At 63.3% G+C, this 14,391-nt stretch carries 13 protein-coding genes and 1 pseudogene; 2 read left to right on the top strand and 12 right to left on the bottom strand.

All coding sequences use genetic code 11. The features are described from left to right. Positions 1-30: 30 nt before the first annotated feature. The 5 genes and pseudogenes from J2858_RS18085 to J2858_RS18065 all read right to left on the bottom strand — a co-directional run. Positions 31-437: pseudogene (locus J2858_RS18085) on the bottom strand (SDR family NAD(P)-dependent oxidoreductase); the annotation flags it as partial. 37 nt (positions 438-474) lie between these two features. Continuing rightward, the gene (locus J2858_RS18080; RefSeq protein ID WP_210106230.1) at positions 475-1,644 is read right to left on the bottom strand and encodes a zinc-dependent alcohol dehydrogenase; all 1,170 of its coding nucleotides are present in this window, start codon (positions 1,642-1,644) and stop codon (positions 475-477) included. Positions 1,645-1,810: 166 nt separating this feature from the next. Then, the gene (locus J2858_RS18075; RefSeq protein ID WP_210106229.1) at positions 1,811-2,056 is read right to left on the bottom strand and encodes a PilZ domain-containing protein; all 246 of its coding nucleotides are present in this window, start codon (positions 2,054-2,056) and stop codon (positions 1,811-1,813) included. 193 nt (positions 2,057-2,249) lie between these two features. Continuing rightward, entirely contained in the window at positions 2,250-2,870 is a 621-nt protein-coding gene (locus J2858_RS18070) for a response regulator transcription factor (RefSeq protein WP_210106228.1), read from the bottom strand. Further along, positions 2,863-4,761 carry a PAS domain-containing sensor histidine kinase gene (locus tag J2858_RS18065; RefSeq protein WP_210106227.1) on the bottom strand — a complete coding sequence of 633 codons (1,899 nt, stop codon included), beginning with the start codon at positions 4,759-4,761 and terminating at the stop codon, positions 2,863-2,865. The genes J2858_RS18070 and J2858_RS18065 overlap by 8 nt, the downstream gene beginning before the upstream one ends. Before the next feature lie 275 nt (positions 4,762-5,036). On the opposite strand from J2858_RS18065, the gene J2858_RS18060 reads away from it, so the two are divergent. Together J2858_RS18060 and J2858_RS18055 are read left to right on the top strand one after the other, a co-directional pair. After that, complete coding sequence (locus tag J2858_RS18060; RefSeq protein WP_210106226.1) at positions 5,037-6,023, top strand: MBL fold metallo-hydrolase; 987 nt, start codon at positions 5,037-5,039, stop codon at positions 6,021-6,023. 110 nt (positions 6,024-6,133) lie between these two features. Continuing rightward, positions 6,134-6,766: a pyridoxamine 5'-phosphate oxidase family protein gene (locus J2858_RS18055; RefSeq protein WP_210106225.1), complete on the top strand. Its 633-nt coding sequence runs from the start codon at positions 6,134-6,136 to the stop codon at positions 6,764-6,766. A gap of 17 nt (positions 6,767-6,783) precedes the next feature. Here the strand turns inward: J2858_RS18055 and J2858_RS18050 are convergent, their stop codons facing one another. The 7 genes from J2858_RS18050 to J2858_RS18020 all read right to left on the bottom strand — a co-directional run bounded on the left by J2858_RS18050 (position 6,784) and on the right by J2858_RS18020 (position 14,037). Then, a complete protein-coding gene (locus J2858_RS18050) occupies positions 6,784-7,623 on the bottom strand; it encodes a MurR/RpiR family transcriptional regulator (RefSeq protein ID WP_210106224.1) in 840 nt (279 codons plus the stop codon). 51 nt (positions 7,624-7,674) lie between these two features. Continuing rightward, the gene (locus J2858_RS18045; RefSeq protein WP_210106223.1) at positions 7,675-8,334 is read right to left on the bottom strand and encodes an aspartate/glutamate racemase family protein; all 660 of its coding nucleotides are present in this window, start codon (positions 8,332-8,334) and stop codon (positions 7,675-7,677) included. Positions 8,335-8,397: 63 nt separating this feature from the next. Next, positions 8,398-9,366, bottom strand: coding sequence for an ABC transporter ATP-binding protein (locus tag J2858_RS18040; protein ID WP_210106343.1), 969 nt, complete (start codon positions 9,364-9,366; stop codon positions 8,398-8,400). Further along, a complete protein-coding gene (locus tag J2858_RS18035) occupies positions 9,363-10,436 on the bottom strand; it encodes an ABC transporter ATP-binding protein (protein ID WP_432443373.1) in 1,074 nt (357 codons plus the stop codon). The genes J2858_RS18040 and J2858_RS18035 overlap by 4 nt, the downstream gene beginning before the upstream one ends. Then, entirely contained in the window at positions 10,436-11,329 is an 894-nt protein-coding gene (locus J2858_RS18030) for an ABC transporter permease (RefSeq protein ID WP_210106221.1), read from the bottom strand. The genes J2858_RS18035 and J2858_RS18030 overlap by 1 nt, the downstream gene beginning before the upstream one ends. A gap of 4 nt (positions 11,330-11,333) precedes the next feature. Next, positions 11,334-12,287 (bottom strand): ABC transporter permease, encoded by a 954-nt coding sequence (locus J2858_RS18025; RefSeq protein WP_210106220.1) that lies wholly within the window; start codon positions 12,285-12,287, stop codon positions 11,334-11,336. Positions 12,288-12,381: 94 nt separating this feature from the next. Beyond that, positions 12,382-14,037, bottom strand: coding sequence for an ABC transporter substrate-binding protein (locus J2858_RS18020; protein ID WP_432443370.1), 1,656 nt, complete (start codon positions 14,035-14,037; stop codon positions 12,382-12,384). Between the last annotated feature and the right edge of the window lie 354 nt (positions 14,038-14,391).

Below are 14,391 nucleotides of genomic sequence, written 5' to 3'. Positions count from 1 at the left end.
GATCCGTTTTGCGCGGCAAGCGGCAGGCGTTCAACCGGCCGGCTTGGGCTCCTCCTGCGGTTCGGCCATCTTGCGATGGGCCTTGGCCAGCGCGGCGGCCGGGGTGACATTGGCAAGGGCGGATTGCAGCTTGTTTTTCCAGCCGGTCACCACATCGCCGTCGCCCTCCAGCATTGCCTTGTAGCCAGTTCGGCAACCATGGCGGGATCGTCCTTCTTCATCTGGCCAAGCCGCTTGTCCTCAAGTTCGGCGCGGTCGAAGAATTCGGTATCCGTGGGGCCCGGCATCAGGCAGGTCACGGTGACGCCCGTGTCCTTCACCTCCTCGCGCAGCGCAAAGGAGAAGCTGTTGATGAAGGCCTTGCTGGCATTGTAGACCGCCTGGAAACTGCCGGGCATGAAGCCTGCGATCGAGCCCGTGAGCAGGATGCGGCCTTCGTCTTCGATGTCACCGCTGCGGGTGTCTGATCCGCGCTTACGGCTTCAGCACCACCTTGATGCAGCCGTCCTTCTTGTCGCGGAACGTCTTGTAGAGGTCCGGGCCGTCTTCCAGCGTTCCGCGGTGGGTGATGACGAAGGAAGGATCGATCTGGCCTTCCACGATGCGCTGCATAAGCTCCGGCAGGTAGCGCTGCACCGGCGTCTGGGCCATGCGGAAGGTGAGGCCGCGGTTGATGGCCGAGCCCATCGGCATCTTGTCGACAAAGCCGCCATAGACGCCGACGATCGAGACGGTGCCGAAATTGCGGCAGCAATGCACCGCCTGGCGCAGCACATGCGGACGATCCGTGCCCATGAAGGCGGCCACCTTGATGCGGTCCCAGCGGCTATCCCAGCTCGCCGATGCATCCGCTTCCGTGCCGACCGCATCGATACAGGCATCGGCGCCACGCCCGCCGGTGAGCTCCATGATCTCTTCATAGATGTCGTCTTCGAGGAAATCGAGTGTCTGGGCGCCGGAGGCCTGCGCCATGGTGAGCCGTTCCGGCACGGTATCGATGGCAATCACCCGCTCGGCCCCCAGCATGAAGGCGGATTTGATCGCCATCTGTCCGACCGGCCCGCAGCCCCAGATGGCAATCGTGTCGCCCGGCTGGATGTTGCAGAAGTCAGCCGCCATGTAGCCGGTCGGAAAGATGTCGGAGAGAAACAGAACCTGTTCGTCTGAAAGGCCCTCCGGCACCTTGATCGGCCCGACATCGGCATAGGGCACGCGCAGATACTCCGCCTGGCCGCCGGCATAGCCGCCGAGCAGGTGCGAATAGCCGAACAGGCCTGCCGGCGAATTGCCCCAGAGCTTGGAGACCTTGTCACGGTCCGGGTTCGAGCGCTCGCAGCCGGAAAAGAAGCCGCGCTTGCAGAAGAAGCATTCGCCGCAGGAAATGGTAAAGGGCACGACCACCCTGTCGCCAACCTTCAGCGCCTTGTTGTCTGCCCCCACTTCCACCACTTCGCCCATGGTTTCATGGCCCATCACGTCGCATTTATGCATCTCGGGCATGACGCCGTCATACAGATGCAGGTCCGAGCCGCAGATGGCGCAGGCCGTCACCTTGATGATGGCATCGCGACCATCGAGGATCTTGGGATCATCGACGCTTTCGCAGCGGATATCGTGTTTTCCATGCCAGGTGAGTGCTTTCATGGGGGCGGCTCCTTGTTGATCTCGGGAGTGGATCGAACAGGGGGCAGGAGGGATTGTTCCGAGAAAGATGGCGCGGGATTTTTTCGGACGTGCGCGGGAACGGTCATGGCGCGCGCCGCATCTGCGTGCAGACAGCACCGTCTGGCGCCGCAGCTGACAAGAAATCTTAAGGACCGGGCTGGTCGAGAAAATGCAGCCCGAGTTCCGTCAGCTCCCGGCGCGCCACCCGGCACTCGCGCCGCGTGCCATCGCCAAACAGCAAGGTGAGCGTATCGGGCACGTTGAGCGAGTTCTCCACGCTCACCCGCGCCCCTGTCTGCGAAATGTCCCGCAGCAGGCCATTCATCGTGCTGCGCCCTGCATTGAAGGCCAGCCGAACCCCCTTGAGGACGCGCCGGCGCGGCGCGGGCATCTGCTCTTCCTGCATTTCGGGTCCGTTCGGGCTCTGCATCGGGCCTTTCTAGCGCTGGCAGTTGTCATTGGCCAGAACGATAGGAAACCACGCTTTACCGAAGCTTAACTGGCGAGGGCAGTCAGGTGCGGCGGCGGATCGCCCGTTGGGGCAAGGATTTATCCCGGCGCAGGGTCTCGGGTGCCCCCGGGGATCACAGCAGACCCTCGGCGATCTTGACCAACTGGGCAACCGATGTGGCCTTCATCTTTCGCATCATGTGGCCGCGGTGGAGCTTCACCGTCGGCTCGGCAAGATGAAGTTCTGCGGCGATCTGCTTGTTCAGTTTGCCGGCGATCACCAGGGCCATGATCTGCCGTTCGCGCTCCGTCAACGTCAGATAGCGCGATTGGGTGAGGCCCTTGGCGGTTCGTTCCTCCCGGCGCGCCGCATCGCTTGCGATCGCCCGGTTGACGGCTTCCAAAAGGTCCTGTTCCCGCACCGGCTTGCTCAGGACATCAATAGCGCCGGCCTTCATGGCCCGCACGGCCATCGGAACATCGACATGCGCGCTGATCAGCACGACGGACCTTGGGCTGTTGCTTCTGGCCAGCACTTCCTGGAATTCCAGCCCGCTCTGGCCCGGCAGCCGGATGTCGAGAACGATGCATCCGGCCTTTTCCGGATCGTCCGCGGCGATGAACTCTTTGACCGAGCCATGGGTCTCGGCGCTCAACCCCACCGATTCGAACAATCCTTTCAGCGCCTCGCGCACGCTTTGATCGTCATCGATGACGATCACCGTCGGCCGCCTGTTCTTCCTGTCATCAATCAACGGCCATGTCCTTCAAGGTCGAGAGGGTGAAATGGATCGAGGTTCCGCAAGGCTGGTTGGCCGCAACCCAGATACGGCCGCCATGCGCTTCGACGATGGAGCGGCAGATGGAAAGGCCCATGCCCATTCCATCCGATTTCGTCGTGTAGAAGGGCTCAAAGACCCGGTCGGCCTGTTCGGCCGGGATCCCGTGCCCCATATCGGATACGCTGATCTCGATGTCGCCGGTGGGACCATACGCGCAGCGGACGGTGATGATCGCCTGCGCATCATGCCCGCTCGCCTCGGCGCTGTTCATGATGAGATTGAGAAGAACCTGCTGGAGCTGCGTGCGATCCCCCAGAACCTCGACCGGTTCCGGCGTCAGGTCGGTGACGACCTGGACGCCACGCGTCTGCATCTCTGCCTGGAGAAGAAAGAGCACGTCGCGAAGCGCCTTTTTGACATCGGTCCTCTCCATCCGCAGCGGCGATCTCTGGGCCATGGCGCGAATGCTGGAGACGATGTCGCCGGCGCGGTGGCCGTCCTGCACGATGCGTTCGGCCGCCAGACGGGCCTGCTCCAGGTCGAGATTGCCGTCCTTCAGCCAGCGCAGGCATGTTCCGGCATTGGTCACGATGGCCATGAGAGGCTGGTTGATCTCATGCGCGATGGAGACCGCAAGCTCGCCGATGGTCGTCATACGCGTCACCTGCGCCAGCTGGCTGCGGCTCTGGCGCAGGGATTCCTCGGCGCGTTTGCGATCCTCGATATCGACAACAACGCCATACCAGCGAACGACATTGCCGTCTGCGTCCAGAAGCGGGCTTTGCTGGAGATTGAACCATCGGTATTCGCCATCGTGCCGTCTGATCCGGGCATCCACCGGATTCGGCCGTTTGGTGATGACGATCTCCTCCCAGGTCACGCGCATTCGCTCGACGTCGTCGGGATGAAATACCCGGTAAAAGCCAAACCCTTCGATGTCTTCCATCTTGAGGCCGACGAAGTCGATCAGGTTCTTGTTCCAGTATTCCAGCTGCCCGTCGGGGGTGCAGGACCAGGCCATCGCAGGGATCGTGTTGATGATGAGGTTCAGTTTCTGCTCGCTGTCTCTAAGTTCTGCTTCGCTCGCCCGCAGCCGGTTTTCGGCCCGCTGCAGGTTTTCGATATCGATATTGCAGCCGAACCAGCGGACGACGCCATGGGCGTCGGTGAGCTTGCGACCGGAAAAGTAGAACCAGCGATAGTGTCCATCCGCCCCGCGAATGCGGCCCTTCAGCTGGGTATGGTCGGAGTGTTCGAGATCGCGCTTCCAGGTCTCGACCATCTCCGGAATGTCGTCGGGATGATACAGGTCCAGAAAGCCCCATTCGAGGATCCGCTCGGCAGGCAGGCCGACATAATCGAGCCAGCTCTGGTTGACGAAATCCGCGGCTCCATCGGGGCGCGCCGACCAGACGAGCACGGGAAGCGAATTGATGATGAGCCTTATATTTTCCTCGCTTGCCGCAAGAGCCGACTTCGTCTTCCTGAGCGCCTGCTCGGCCTGCTTGCGGTCTTCGATGTCGAGGACGATCCCGTACCATTTGAGCACATTGCCCGCCTCATCCATCTGCGGCTTTTGCCGCAGGGTGCACCAGCGATACTCGCCATCGGCGCGCCTGATCCTGCCGTCGACCTCCCGTCCCGTCTTGGAGGCCATGATGATCCGCCATTCGCACCCCAGATACTCCACGTCGTCCGGATGGAAGAGACGGTAGAAGTTTTCGCCGGCAATGTCGCAGAGGGAAAGGCCGATATAGTCCAGAAAGTGCTGGTTGGCGAAATCGAGCATTCCATCGGACGTTGTGGACCATGCCATGGCCGGGATGAGGTCGATGATGGCGTCGGAATTTCGCTGCTGTTCCAAGTCGATCCGCCTCCGCTCCCTGCCTGCGAAACAGGTCCTAGAATTACGCCTTTTCGTGGCCGGGCGTTAGCCAAGATTGCTAGACGAAGGTCTATTCGAGCAGTTCCTTCGTCTAGATCGGCGGCACCTAGATCGCAATTGAGCGCAAGCGCAAACCGCCTTACCCATGATGATGAAGCCAGGGGTTGAGTGCCGGGGTGGCCCTGAAGACGCTCCGGACCCGGCCGATACGTTCACCAGCACCCTCATCATCGACCCATCGGGAGGAAACGATCATGCCGCAACTTTCACGTCGTGCCTTTACCGGCGCCCTGCCGCTTGGCCTCCTCGGAGGCGGCCTTTTCACAACGGCGCTCACCTCAGCGATCCCTGCAACAGCTGCGGTGCAGCCGGCCGCCGTCGCGCCGGCCGGGATCACGCCGCTTGCGCAGATCCGCATTGGCCGCTTCACCGTGACGGCCTTGACGGACGGCTATGCCGATATGCCCTACGACTACTTTCCGGGGCGCAGCCCGGCCGAGGTGGAAAAGGCCGCCACCGCGCAGTTTACCGCCCGCAAGAGCGGCGTGCGGTTCCTCTTCAACCAGTATCTCGTCGAGGATGGGGAACGCCGGATCCTGATCGATGCCGGTGCTGCGGGCTCGATCGGACAGACCGGAAAGTTGCCACAGGCACTGCAAAGCCTCGGCCTCACGCCGGACAAGATCGATGCCGTCATCGTCACCCACCTGCATCAGGACCACATGGGTGGCCTGATCCTCGGCGGCAAGACCATCTATCCCAAGGCGGAGCTCTACATCGATCGCCGGGACGTGAAGCACTGGACCGATCCGGCCAAGCGCAGTGGCGCCCCCGATTATCTGCAGACCAGTTTCAAGATGGCGGAAGACGTGGTGCGGCTTTATCCGCGGCTGCAGGCAATCGACGGCGAGCGCGAGATCATCCGTGGCGTATCGATCGTCGACCTCACCGGCCATACGCCGGGCCATATCGGCGTGCGTGTCGAGGATGGCGGGCAGAGCCTGATCATGGTGTCGGACATGATCTTCCCGGTCGTCCATCCCGGCGCGACCGACGTGTTCTTCCTCTTCGAACAGGATCCGGCTGCCGCCAAGGCGATGCGTGACCGCTTCTTCCCTCGCGCTGCCTCCGAAGGTGCGCTGATTGCCGCCACGCACATGCCTTTCCCAGGGCTCGGGCGCGTCATCAAGGACCGGGGAGACCTGCGCTGGCAGGTCGCGGACTGGGCGCTTCAGGAATAGGACCTGCCTTCGACCGCCACGGATGTTTTAGCCAGCGCGTGCAAAGCGGACTGGACGGGGCCGGGCTTGCATTGCACTGTGATGCAAGCCGCCGGCAAGGGAGATCGGACATGCCTTATCATTTTCTCGAGGTCGCCGTGACACCGAGCGTCAGGGCCGCGCAGGCGGAGATGGGGGTCGAGCAAATCTGGCTGGGCCCGCATGACCGCCCCTCCGACGCGCTGACGGATGCCGAGGTGGCCTTCATCGCGTCGCGGGACAGTTTCTACATGGCGTCCGTCTCCGAAACCGGCTGGCCCTATGTGCAACACCGCGGAGGAAAGGCCGGCTTCCTCAAGGTGGTCGATAAGCAAACCCTCGCCTTTGCCGATTACCGCGGCAACCGTCAGTATATCAGTGCCGGCAATTTTTCGGCCAATGACCGGGCATGCCTGTTTCTGATGGACTATCCCCGCCGCGCCCGGCTCAAGATCTATGCGCATGTCGAGCGACTGACACTCGATGCCGACGAGGCGCTGACGGATCTCGTATCCGACGAGACCTACAAAGGCCGGGCAGAGCGCATCTTCAAGCTTCGGCTCGAAGCGTTCGACTGGAATTGCCCGCAGCACATCACCCCACGCTACACTGAGGATGAGGTCGAGCGCGCGATCGTTCCGCTTCGCCAGCGTCTGGCGGAACTGGAAGCAGACAATGCGGCCTTGCGTGCACGGCTGGGGGAACAGGTTCATGACGGAAGCTGACGCCGGATCGATGGACGTCAGAGTTCGTCGAGGCTGTCGTTCAGGAATTCGATGCGGCTGAGGCGCCTGCGGCCCTGGGCGCCGGCCTTTTCGATGCAGCGGGTGATGAGGAGATGCGTGAGCGCCATGACGGCGGTGTGGTTGAACAGCGGTCCCGGCGCCTGCGTGTAGCAGGACAGATGCCAGGTGGCGCGCTTGTCGAACGGGGCACCTTCGTCGCTGATATAAAGAAGCGTCGCCTTTGCGCGCACGATCTGCTCGACCAGCGGCTCGAAACTGGTGGTCCGGCGGCGCAGGCCAAACAGGATCACCACGTCCTCGGGCCTCAGGCTTGCCAGATGTTCGCCCATCGTTTCACCGCTTCCCGGAATGGCGCGGATGTCTTCGATCACCTGCGTCAGCTGCCATTGCAGATAGGCGGCAAACGGGTGGCTGCTGCGAAAGCCGATGACCCAGACCTTGCGGGCTTTCAGTAGCGCCTGCGCAATGAGATCGACCTGCGCGTCGCTGATGGCGCGAAAGGTTTCCTCGATATTGCGCTGACCCTGTGCGGCATGGGCACTCACCGATCGGCGCAGGCCGGCATCCTGTGCGGTGTCGAGAAAGAGCCGCGAGCCAGTCTGGCCTTCCATCCGCGCATGGCGGCGCGCGGCCTCGTAATTCTCATAGCCCAGCCGTTGCACGAAGCGCGAGACGGTGGCCTTGGAGACATGCGCAAGGGCTGCCAGCTCCTGCGCCGAATAGCTCGCAAGCTCGCCTGGAAAATCGGCGATCAGTTCACCAAGCCGCCGCTCGGCCGGATGAAGCTCCGGCAGCAGCTGGCGCACCCGCGTCAGAAATGATTTCTCCCTAGGCACATTCCCCTCCCCGTCTGCAGCCGGCCGGCCACGCCTCGGTGCCCGCCGTCCTCAGGCGCCCCTACCAGCAGCAAGCGCTGCCATCCGTTCCGCCGCGGCGCGAAGCGGCGCAATGACCGGACGCGCAAAGCGGGCCGTCAGCGCTTCGGCCGCCTGCCCGAGCGGCCCTCCCCCGATGATGACCGCGTCGGCCCGATCAAGCTCGAAGCACTGGCGCACGGCCTGTTCCAGAGCCTGTTGCAAGACATGCGGGTCGGATGCAAGCCCCCTTGGGTCGCCTGAGGTCAGGCGCGTGCCGAGATAGCGGTCGGACAGGCCAAGTTCCGCGGCCTTTGCGGCAAAATCATCGACAAGATCGGGCGTGACGGTTGCAATGGCAAAGCGCCGGCCGCCGGCCGCCGCCGCCTGCATGCCCGCCTCGCAGAGCCCGAGGACCGGAACATTCACAATGGCGCGAAGCTCTTTTACGCCCGGATCGCCGAAGGCTGCAACGAGGAAGCCTTGGGCCGTGGCGGAACATTCGATTGCCAGCTCCACGACGCCCGCGGCCGAATCCTTCAGTTCCCGGCTGTTGACGATCATCGGCACGCCGTGGCGTGCCGTCTTCGGCAGAAGCGTCAGAGAGGCCGGAAGAGAGGCGCGCACGATGCTCGTCATCATCTGCGTCGTGGCGGCGGACGTGTTGGGATTGATGAGCACGATCTCAGTCATCCGGCAGAAGCCGCCGCGATGCGCACGGCCTGCATCCGTCTTGCCGATCGTCTCTGCGCCACTCTAGGCATAGTGCAGGCAGGCCACCTGGCCTGCCTCTCCCTTGCCGATGAGCGGCGGCACGGTGTTTCCACAGACATCCATCACCCGGACGCAGCGCGGCGCGAAGGCGCAGCCCTTCGGCATGTCGGTAAGATCCGGCGGAGCGCCCGGAATGGTCACCAGCCGGTCGCGCTCGCCGGCAAGCTCGACGCGCGCACCGAGCAGGCCTTGCGTATAGGGGTGTTTCGGATCGCGGATGATGTCGGCCACGGCCCCCTCTTCGACGATCCGTCCCGCATACATCACCGCGATACGGTCGGCGACTTCGGCCGCAACGCCGATATCATGTGTGACGAAGATGACGGAGAGCCCGTATTCGGCCTGGAGTTCGCGGATCAGAAGCAGGATCTGGATCTGCACGGTCGCATCGAGCGCCGTGGTCGGTTCGTCGGCCAGAAGTACTTTCGGATTGCAGGCGAGCGCCATGGCAATCATTGCCCGCTGCAGCATGCCGCCGGACATTTCATGCGGATAGGTTTTGAGGCGCCGTTCCGGCGAGGGAATGCGTACCTTCTCAAACAGCTTCAGCGCCCGTTCGAACGCCGCCTGACGGCCAATCCTCTCATGGCGCATGATCGTTTCGGTGATCTGCTGGCCGAGCGTGTAGACCGGATCGAGCGCCAGGCGCGGTTCCTGGAACACCATGGAGGTGACGGCGCCGCGAAAATCGGCGATCTGGCGCGCCGATAGCTCCGTCACGTCCTGGCCCGCCACCCGCATGCGGCCGGTAATCGTCGTGCCTTTCGGGTGAAGGCGCAGGAGCGAGCGCATGGTGACGCTTTTCCCCGAACCGGATTCGCCGAGAAGCGCCACCACCTCGCCGGCCTTGACCTTGAGGCTGACGCCGTTCACCGCCTTCACCGGCTTGCGGCCCCGGTTGAAGGTGACGCTCAGATTGTCGATATCGATCATCGGGTCTGCCACGATCAGGCCTCCTCAAGGGCTGGGGCGCGGCTGTGCAGCGCGCCCGGGTCTCGCATGAGACAGGCTGCGGCGTGCTGGCTCTGTCCGGTCGCAAGCCCTGTCACGAGCCTTGGCGTTACCCGCGTGCAGATGTCCTCGGAAAAGCTGCAGCGCGGATGGAACCGACAGCCCTGCGGCGGGTCGATGGGATTGGGCGGATCGCCCGACAGCGGCGGCACCAGGGTACGCTCGCCGGGGTCCATCTTGGGCATGGAGGCGAGAAGCGCCGCCGTATAGGGATGGCCGGGCGCGTCGAAGATCGCATCGCGCGGGCCGATCTCGCAGACTTTTCCGAGATACATCACCATGACGCGGTCGCACATGAAGCGCACCACATTCAGATCATGCGAGATGAACATGTAGGTGAGGCCGAAATCGCGTTTGAGGTCGAGCAGCAGGTTGAGCACCTGCGCCTCCACCGATTTGTCGAGCGCCGACACCGCCTCGTCGAGGATGACAAGGCGCGGCTCGAGCGCGAGAGCCCGGGCAATGTTGATGCGCTGGCGCTGGCCGCCGGAGAGCTCATGCGGATAGCGCCCGGCAAAGCGGCCGGGCTCCAGTCCGACGCGGTGCAGAAGATCATGGGCGCGCCCGATCGCCACCTTGGCCGACACACCGTGCACGCGCGGACCGAAGGCAATGGAATCCTCGATGGTGAGACGCGGGTTCAAGGAGGCGTAGCTGTCCTGGAACACCATCTGCACCTGGCGGCGATAGTCGCGCAGCGGCAGCGTCTCGCCGACGCTTTCGCCGTCGAAAAGCAGTTCGCCGCGGTCGGGCCGCATGAGTTGCATCAGAAGCCGGGCCGTGGTCGACTTGCCGCAGCCGCTTTCGCCGACGACGCCGAGCGTTTCGCCCTTCAGGATATCGAAATCCACGCCGTCGACGGCGGAGACCACCTTCTTCGGCTTCAGGAAGCCGCTGCCCTTGACGGGGAAATGCCGCACGAGACCTCTCACGGAGACCAGCGGCTGGGCGGGGCCGCCACGATCGCGCGGGTCGTCCGACGCAAGCGGCAGGGGCGTGGCAGCATCCATCATGATTTCACATCCATGGCTGAGCGGAGACCGTCGGAAAACAGGTTGAAGCAGATCGAGGTGAGGAAGATCATCACGCCGGGAAGGGCTGCGACCAGTGGATTGACGTAGATTGCGGTGCGCAGCGTGTTCAGCATCAGCCCCCATTCCGCATCCGGCGGGCGAACGCCAAGGCCGAGAAAGGACAGGCCGGACGCAAGGATCATCGACACGGAAATCAGGCTGGTGGCAAAGACGAAGATCGGCCCCAGAACATTGCCCAGCACATGGACGAGGATGATCGTGTGGCCTTTCGCACCCGAAGCGCGGGCAGCATCGACGTAATCGAGGCGGCGCACCTGGGTCGTGACACTTTCGGCAACGCGGGCGATCTGCGGGATGAAAACCACCGTCAGCGATACGAGCGCATTGCCAAGCCCCGAGCCGAGCGTGCCCGACAGGGCCACGGCGAGCAGGACGGAAGGAAAGGCATAGAAGACATCCACCGTGCGCATGATCAGCGTGTTGGTGATGCCGCCGAGATAGCCGGCGATGATGCCGATGGCCGAGCCGATGATGAAGGCGACCGGCACCGGGACGACGCCCATGATGAGCGACAGGCGCGCGCCATAGATGAGGCGCGAGAGCATGTCGCGGCCGAGTTCATCGGTGCCGAGGAGGTAACCGGGCGTGCCGACGGGCTTCAGCCTGCGGATCATGCTCGCCTTGGTCGGATCGTAGGGGGCAAGGTATGGCGCAAGGATGGCCATCGCCACCAGAAGCACGATGAGGCCAAGCGCGATGAGGGCGACGGGATCGCGCGACAGGCGGCGCGCGACGCCGCTCCAGTAGCCCGGCGAGCGTGCGATGCTGGCGCGGGGAAGTGTCGTTTCCTGCGTGATGATGGCGGCCATCGGTTCAGCTCCTCTGGATGCGCGGATCGATGGTGCCCTGCACGACATCGACGATGAGGTTGACCAGGACGAAGAACATGGCAAGCACCAGGATCGTGCCCTGCAGCACCGGCAGGTCGCGGGTGAAGATGGCGCCGTTCAGCAGAAAGCCGGTGCCCGGCCAGGAAAATACCGTCTCGATGAGGATCGAGCCGCCGAGCAGGTAGCCGAGTTGCAGGCCCATGACGGAAATTGCGGTCGGCGCGGCATTGCGGATGACGTGGCGCAGGATCTGGCGCGTCATCAGGCCCTTGGCGGCGAGCGCCTGGGTAAAATCCTGCGACAGGATATCGGCGACCAGCGAGCGGATGGTGCGGGCAATGATACCCATCGGAATGACCGACATGGTGATCGCCGGCAGCACGAGGTAGCGGATATAGTCCCAGCCGACGGCACGGCCGTCCGAGCCGCCCGGCCCACCGCCCATGGCCGGCAGCCAGCCGAGATGGACGGAAAAGACGATGACGAGCACCATGCCCAGCCAGTAATGCGGCACGCTGACGCCGAGCATGGAAAGGCCCGAGGCGATGCGATCGATGATGCCGCCGCGAAAGATGCCGGCGAGGAAGCCGAGGAGCGAACCGAGCGTGAAGCCGATAAGGGTGGCTGCGAGCGCAAGGATGATCGAATTGAGCGAGGCTGCGGCAATCTCGCCGCTGACGGACCGGCCGGTTGCGATGGAGACCCCGAGATCGCCGTGCAGCGCCCGCCAGATCCAGAGCCCGTATTGCACCACGAGCGGACGGTCGAGCCCGTAGAAGCTGCGCATCTGCGCCTGCAGTTCGGCAGAGGCATCCGAGGGAAGGATCGCCGCCAGCGGATCGCCGGGCGCGATATGGATCAGCATGAAACAGACGACGCTGACCCCGAAGGCGACGGGAATGACGTGCAGCAGTCGCTTCAGGCCATAGACGAGCATGGGTGTCTATCCGTTCCGGTGATTGAGGGTGGCGGTTGGACGCCTGCGCCGGACAATCCGGCGCAGGCGCTTGTGGGAGGAGGAACGTTGCGGATCAGGGATCCATGGTGATCTGCGAAAAGTCCTGGAACCAGTTCTGCGCCTGGACATAGCCCTTGACCTTCGCCGACATGGCACGCGGGGCAACGTCATGCGTGACCATCAGGAACAGCGCGTCGTTGACGTATTTCTCGTGGATCGCTTGCAGAACCTTGTCCTGTTCGGCGGCATCAAACGTGTTGCGCACCTTGTCGAACAGCGCGTCCATGTCCGGATCGCAGTAATAGCCCCAGTTGGTGCCGGCCGGCGGAGCAAGGTTGCACTGCAGGTGACGGATGAGGCCGGTAAAGGGATCCTGGATGAAATAGGAATAGTTGATGGCCGTCGCACCCTTGGCGCTCGCATCCTTGGCGCCGGCGCGCCAGATGTTGATGACCGTGTTCCAGTCGGCGACCTCATACTCCACGTCGATGCCGATTTCGGCGAGCGTCTGCTGGATATATTCGTTCATGGCAAGCGGCAGCATCTGCCCCGAGCCGGACGAGGAGATGATGACCTTCGTCTTCATGCGCTTGTCCGGCCCGTAGCCGGCTTCCGCCATAAGCTTCTTTGCGGCCTCGACATTGTAGTCGAGCTTGAAGGCCGGCTTGCCGAACCACTGGTGGCCGGGCGGCAAAAAACCTTCGGCGGGAATGGACAGGCCGCCGAGCAGCTCGTTGATGCCCTGGCGATCGACGGCGAGGTTGGCGGCCTTGCGCACGCGGATATCGTTCCACGGCGAGCCTTCGACCCGCGAAAAATGCCAGGTCCAGTTATGCGGATAGGCATTGGTGACGATATTGAAGCCGGCCCCCTTCAGCGAGGCAACCGAATCCGGCGCCGGCGCTTCGATCCAGTCGACCTGGCCGGACCGCAGCGCCGCGACGCGCGTGTTCGGCTCCGGCAGCGGAATGAGCACGAGCTTGTCGAGCTTCGGCACGCGTTTGGTGTCCCAATAGGCCTTGTTCGGCGTCATCTCGACGCGTTCGCGCGGGGTAAAGCCGCTTTCGATCATCCAGGGGCCGGTGCCCGACGGCTTCTGCGCCACCGCATCCCAGTTCTTGCCCTGGGCTTCCCAATTGGCCTGCGAGGACATGAGGATCCAGCTCAGCTGGTAGGGCAGCGTCGCATCCGGAACCTTGGTGACGATTTCGACCGTCAGCGGATCGACCGCCTTGTAGCTGGCAACGGCGGGAATACGGGACTTGCCCTGCGCCGACTGGCGCTTGTCGAACTGCGGCGCGTCCTGCTTCAAAAGCTTGTCGAGGTTCCACACCACCGATTCGGCATTGAAGGCGCTGCCATCGTGGAATTTCACGCCATCGCGCAGCTTGAAGGTCCATTTCGTCTTGTCCGTGGCATCCACCGCCCAGGACGTGGCAAGGCCCGGCACGAGGCCGGAGGGCTTGTCGGCGCTGGTGAGGTCCCATTCCACGAGCGCATCATAGACCGTATAGCCCATGAAGCGCTGCCCCTCGCCGCCCTGGTCGGTCTGGCCGGTGGTCAGAGGAATGTCGGATGCGGTCATGCCGATGCGCAGCGTGCCGGCGGCAAGTGCTGTGCCGACGCTCAAGGCTGCCAGTGTGAATGCCGTTGCCCCGATGCGCAGTGTCCGCTTCAGGCGCGGCACGGCACCCTTCCATGGAAACACCTGTTTTGAAGTCGCAGTCATCTCGTTCCCTCTTCTGGATGCTGCTGGGTTGATCCCAGTCGCAGGAAGAGACGCAGATTTCGTGCCAGTTTTGGTGAAATTGAAATTTCACAAGGAAACCAGCCGACTCAGGCTCCATATGCCCACGCCGCCTGCATTCTTGCGCATCGTCAAGACATTTCAGCCCGCAGGGAGGTCAGTTTTTATGCATTCGGATGGGCAGGTGCGTTCCGCAAACCTCTTCCGGCGATTCGCAAGAGACCACTCGTACCGGTAAAGGCGCAAGGGTCCGCGAGGGCGAGAAGTCGTGGCGGGCGGCGTACATCCAGAACGTGCATATTTTTGGGGTGGCTGCCGCCATTCGGCTGTATGCCG

This window comes from Neorhizobium galegae (assembly GCF_017877135.1).
GTDB classification, from domain to species: domain Bacteria; phylum Pseudomonadota; class Alphaproteobacteria; order Rhizobiales; family Rhizobiaceae; genus Neorhizobium; species Neorhizobium galegae_A.
The sequence above is the reverse complement of the archived record's forward strand: the minus strand, read 5'-3'. Positions and strand labels throughout refer to the sequence as shown.

What these genes read in the sequence shown, in the direction of transcription:
- J2858_RS18080 (WP_210106230.1), bottom strand. Translation starts at nt 1,644, where the DNA reads ATGAAAGCACTCACCTGGCATGGAAAACACGATATCCGCTGCGAAAGC.
- J2858_RS18075 (WP_210106229.1), bottom strand. Translation starts at nt 2,056, where the DNA reads ATGCCCGCGCCGCGCCGGCGCGTCCTCAAGGGGGTTCGGCTGGCCTTC.
- J2858_RS18060 (WP_210106226.1), top strand. Translation starts at nt 5,037, where the DNA reads ATGCCGCAACTTTCACGTCGTGCCTTTACCGGCGCCCTGCCGCTTGGC.
- J2858_RS18055 (WP_210106225.1), top strand. Translation starts at nt 6,134, where the DNA reads ATGCCTTATCATTTTCTCGAGGTCGCCGTGACACCGAGCGTCAGGGCC.
- J2858_RS18045 (WP_210106223.1), bottom strand. Translation starts at nt 8,334, where the DNA reads ATGACTGAGATCGTGCTCATCAATCCCAACACGTCCGCCGCCACGACG.
- J2858_RS18035 (WP_432443373.1), bottom strand. Translation starts at nt 10,436, where the DNA reads ATGGATGCTGCCACGCCCCTGCCGCTTGCGTCGGACGACCCGCGCGAT.
- J2858_RS18030 (WP_210106221.1), bottom strand. Translation starts at nt 11,329, where the DNA reads ATGGCCGCCATCATCACGCAGGAAACGACACTTCCCCGCGCCAGCATC.
- J2858_RS18025 (WP_210106220.1), bottom strand. Translation starts at nt 12,287, where the DNA reads ATGCTCGTCTATGGCCTGAAGCGACTGCTGCACGTCATTCCCGTCGCC.
- J2858_RS18020 (WP_432443370.1), bottom strand. Translation starts at nt 14,037, where the DNA reads ATGACTGCGACTTCAAAACAGGTGTTTCCATGGAAGGGTGCCGTGCCG.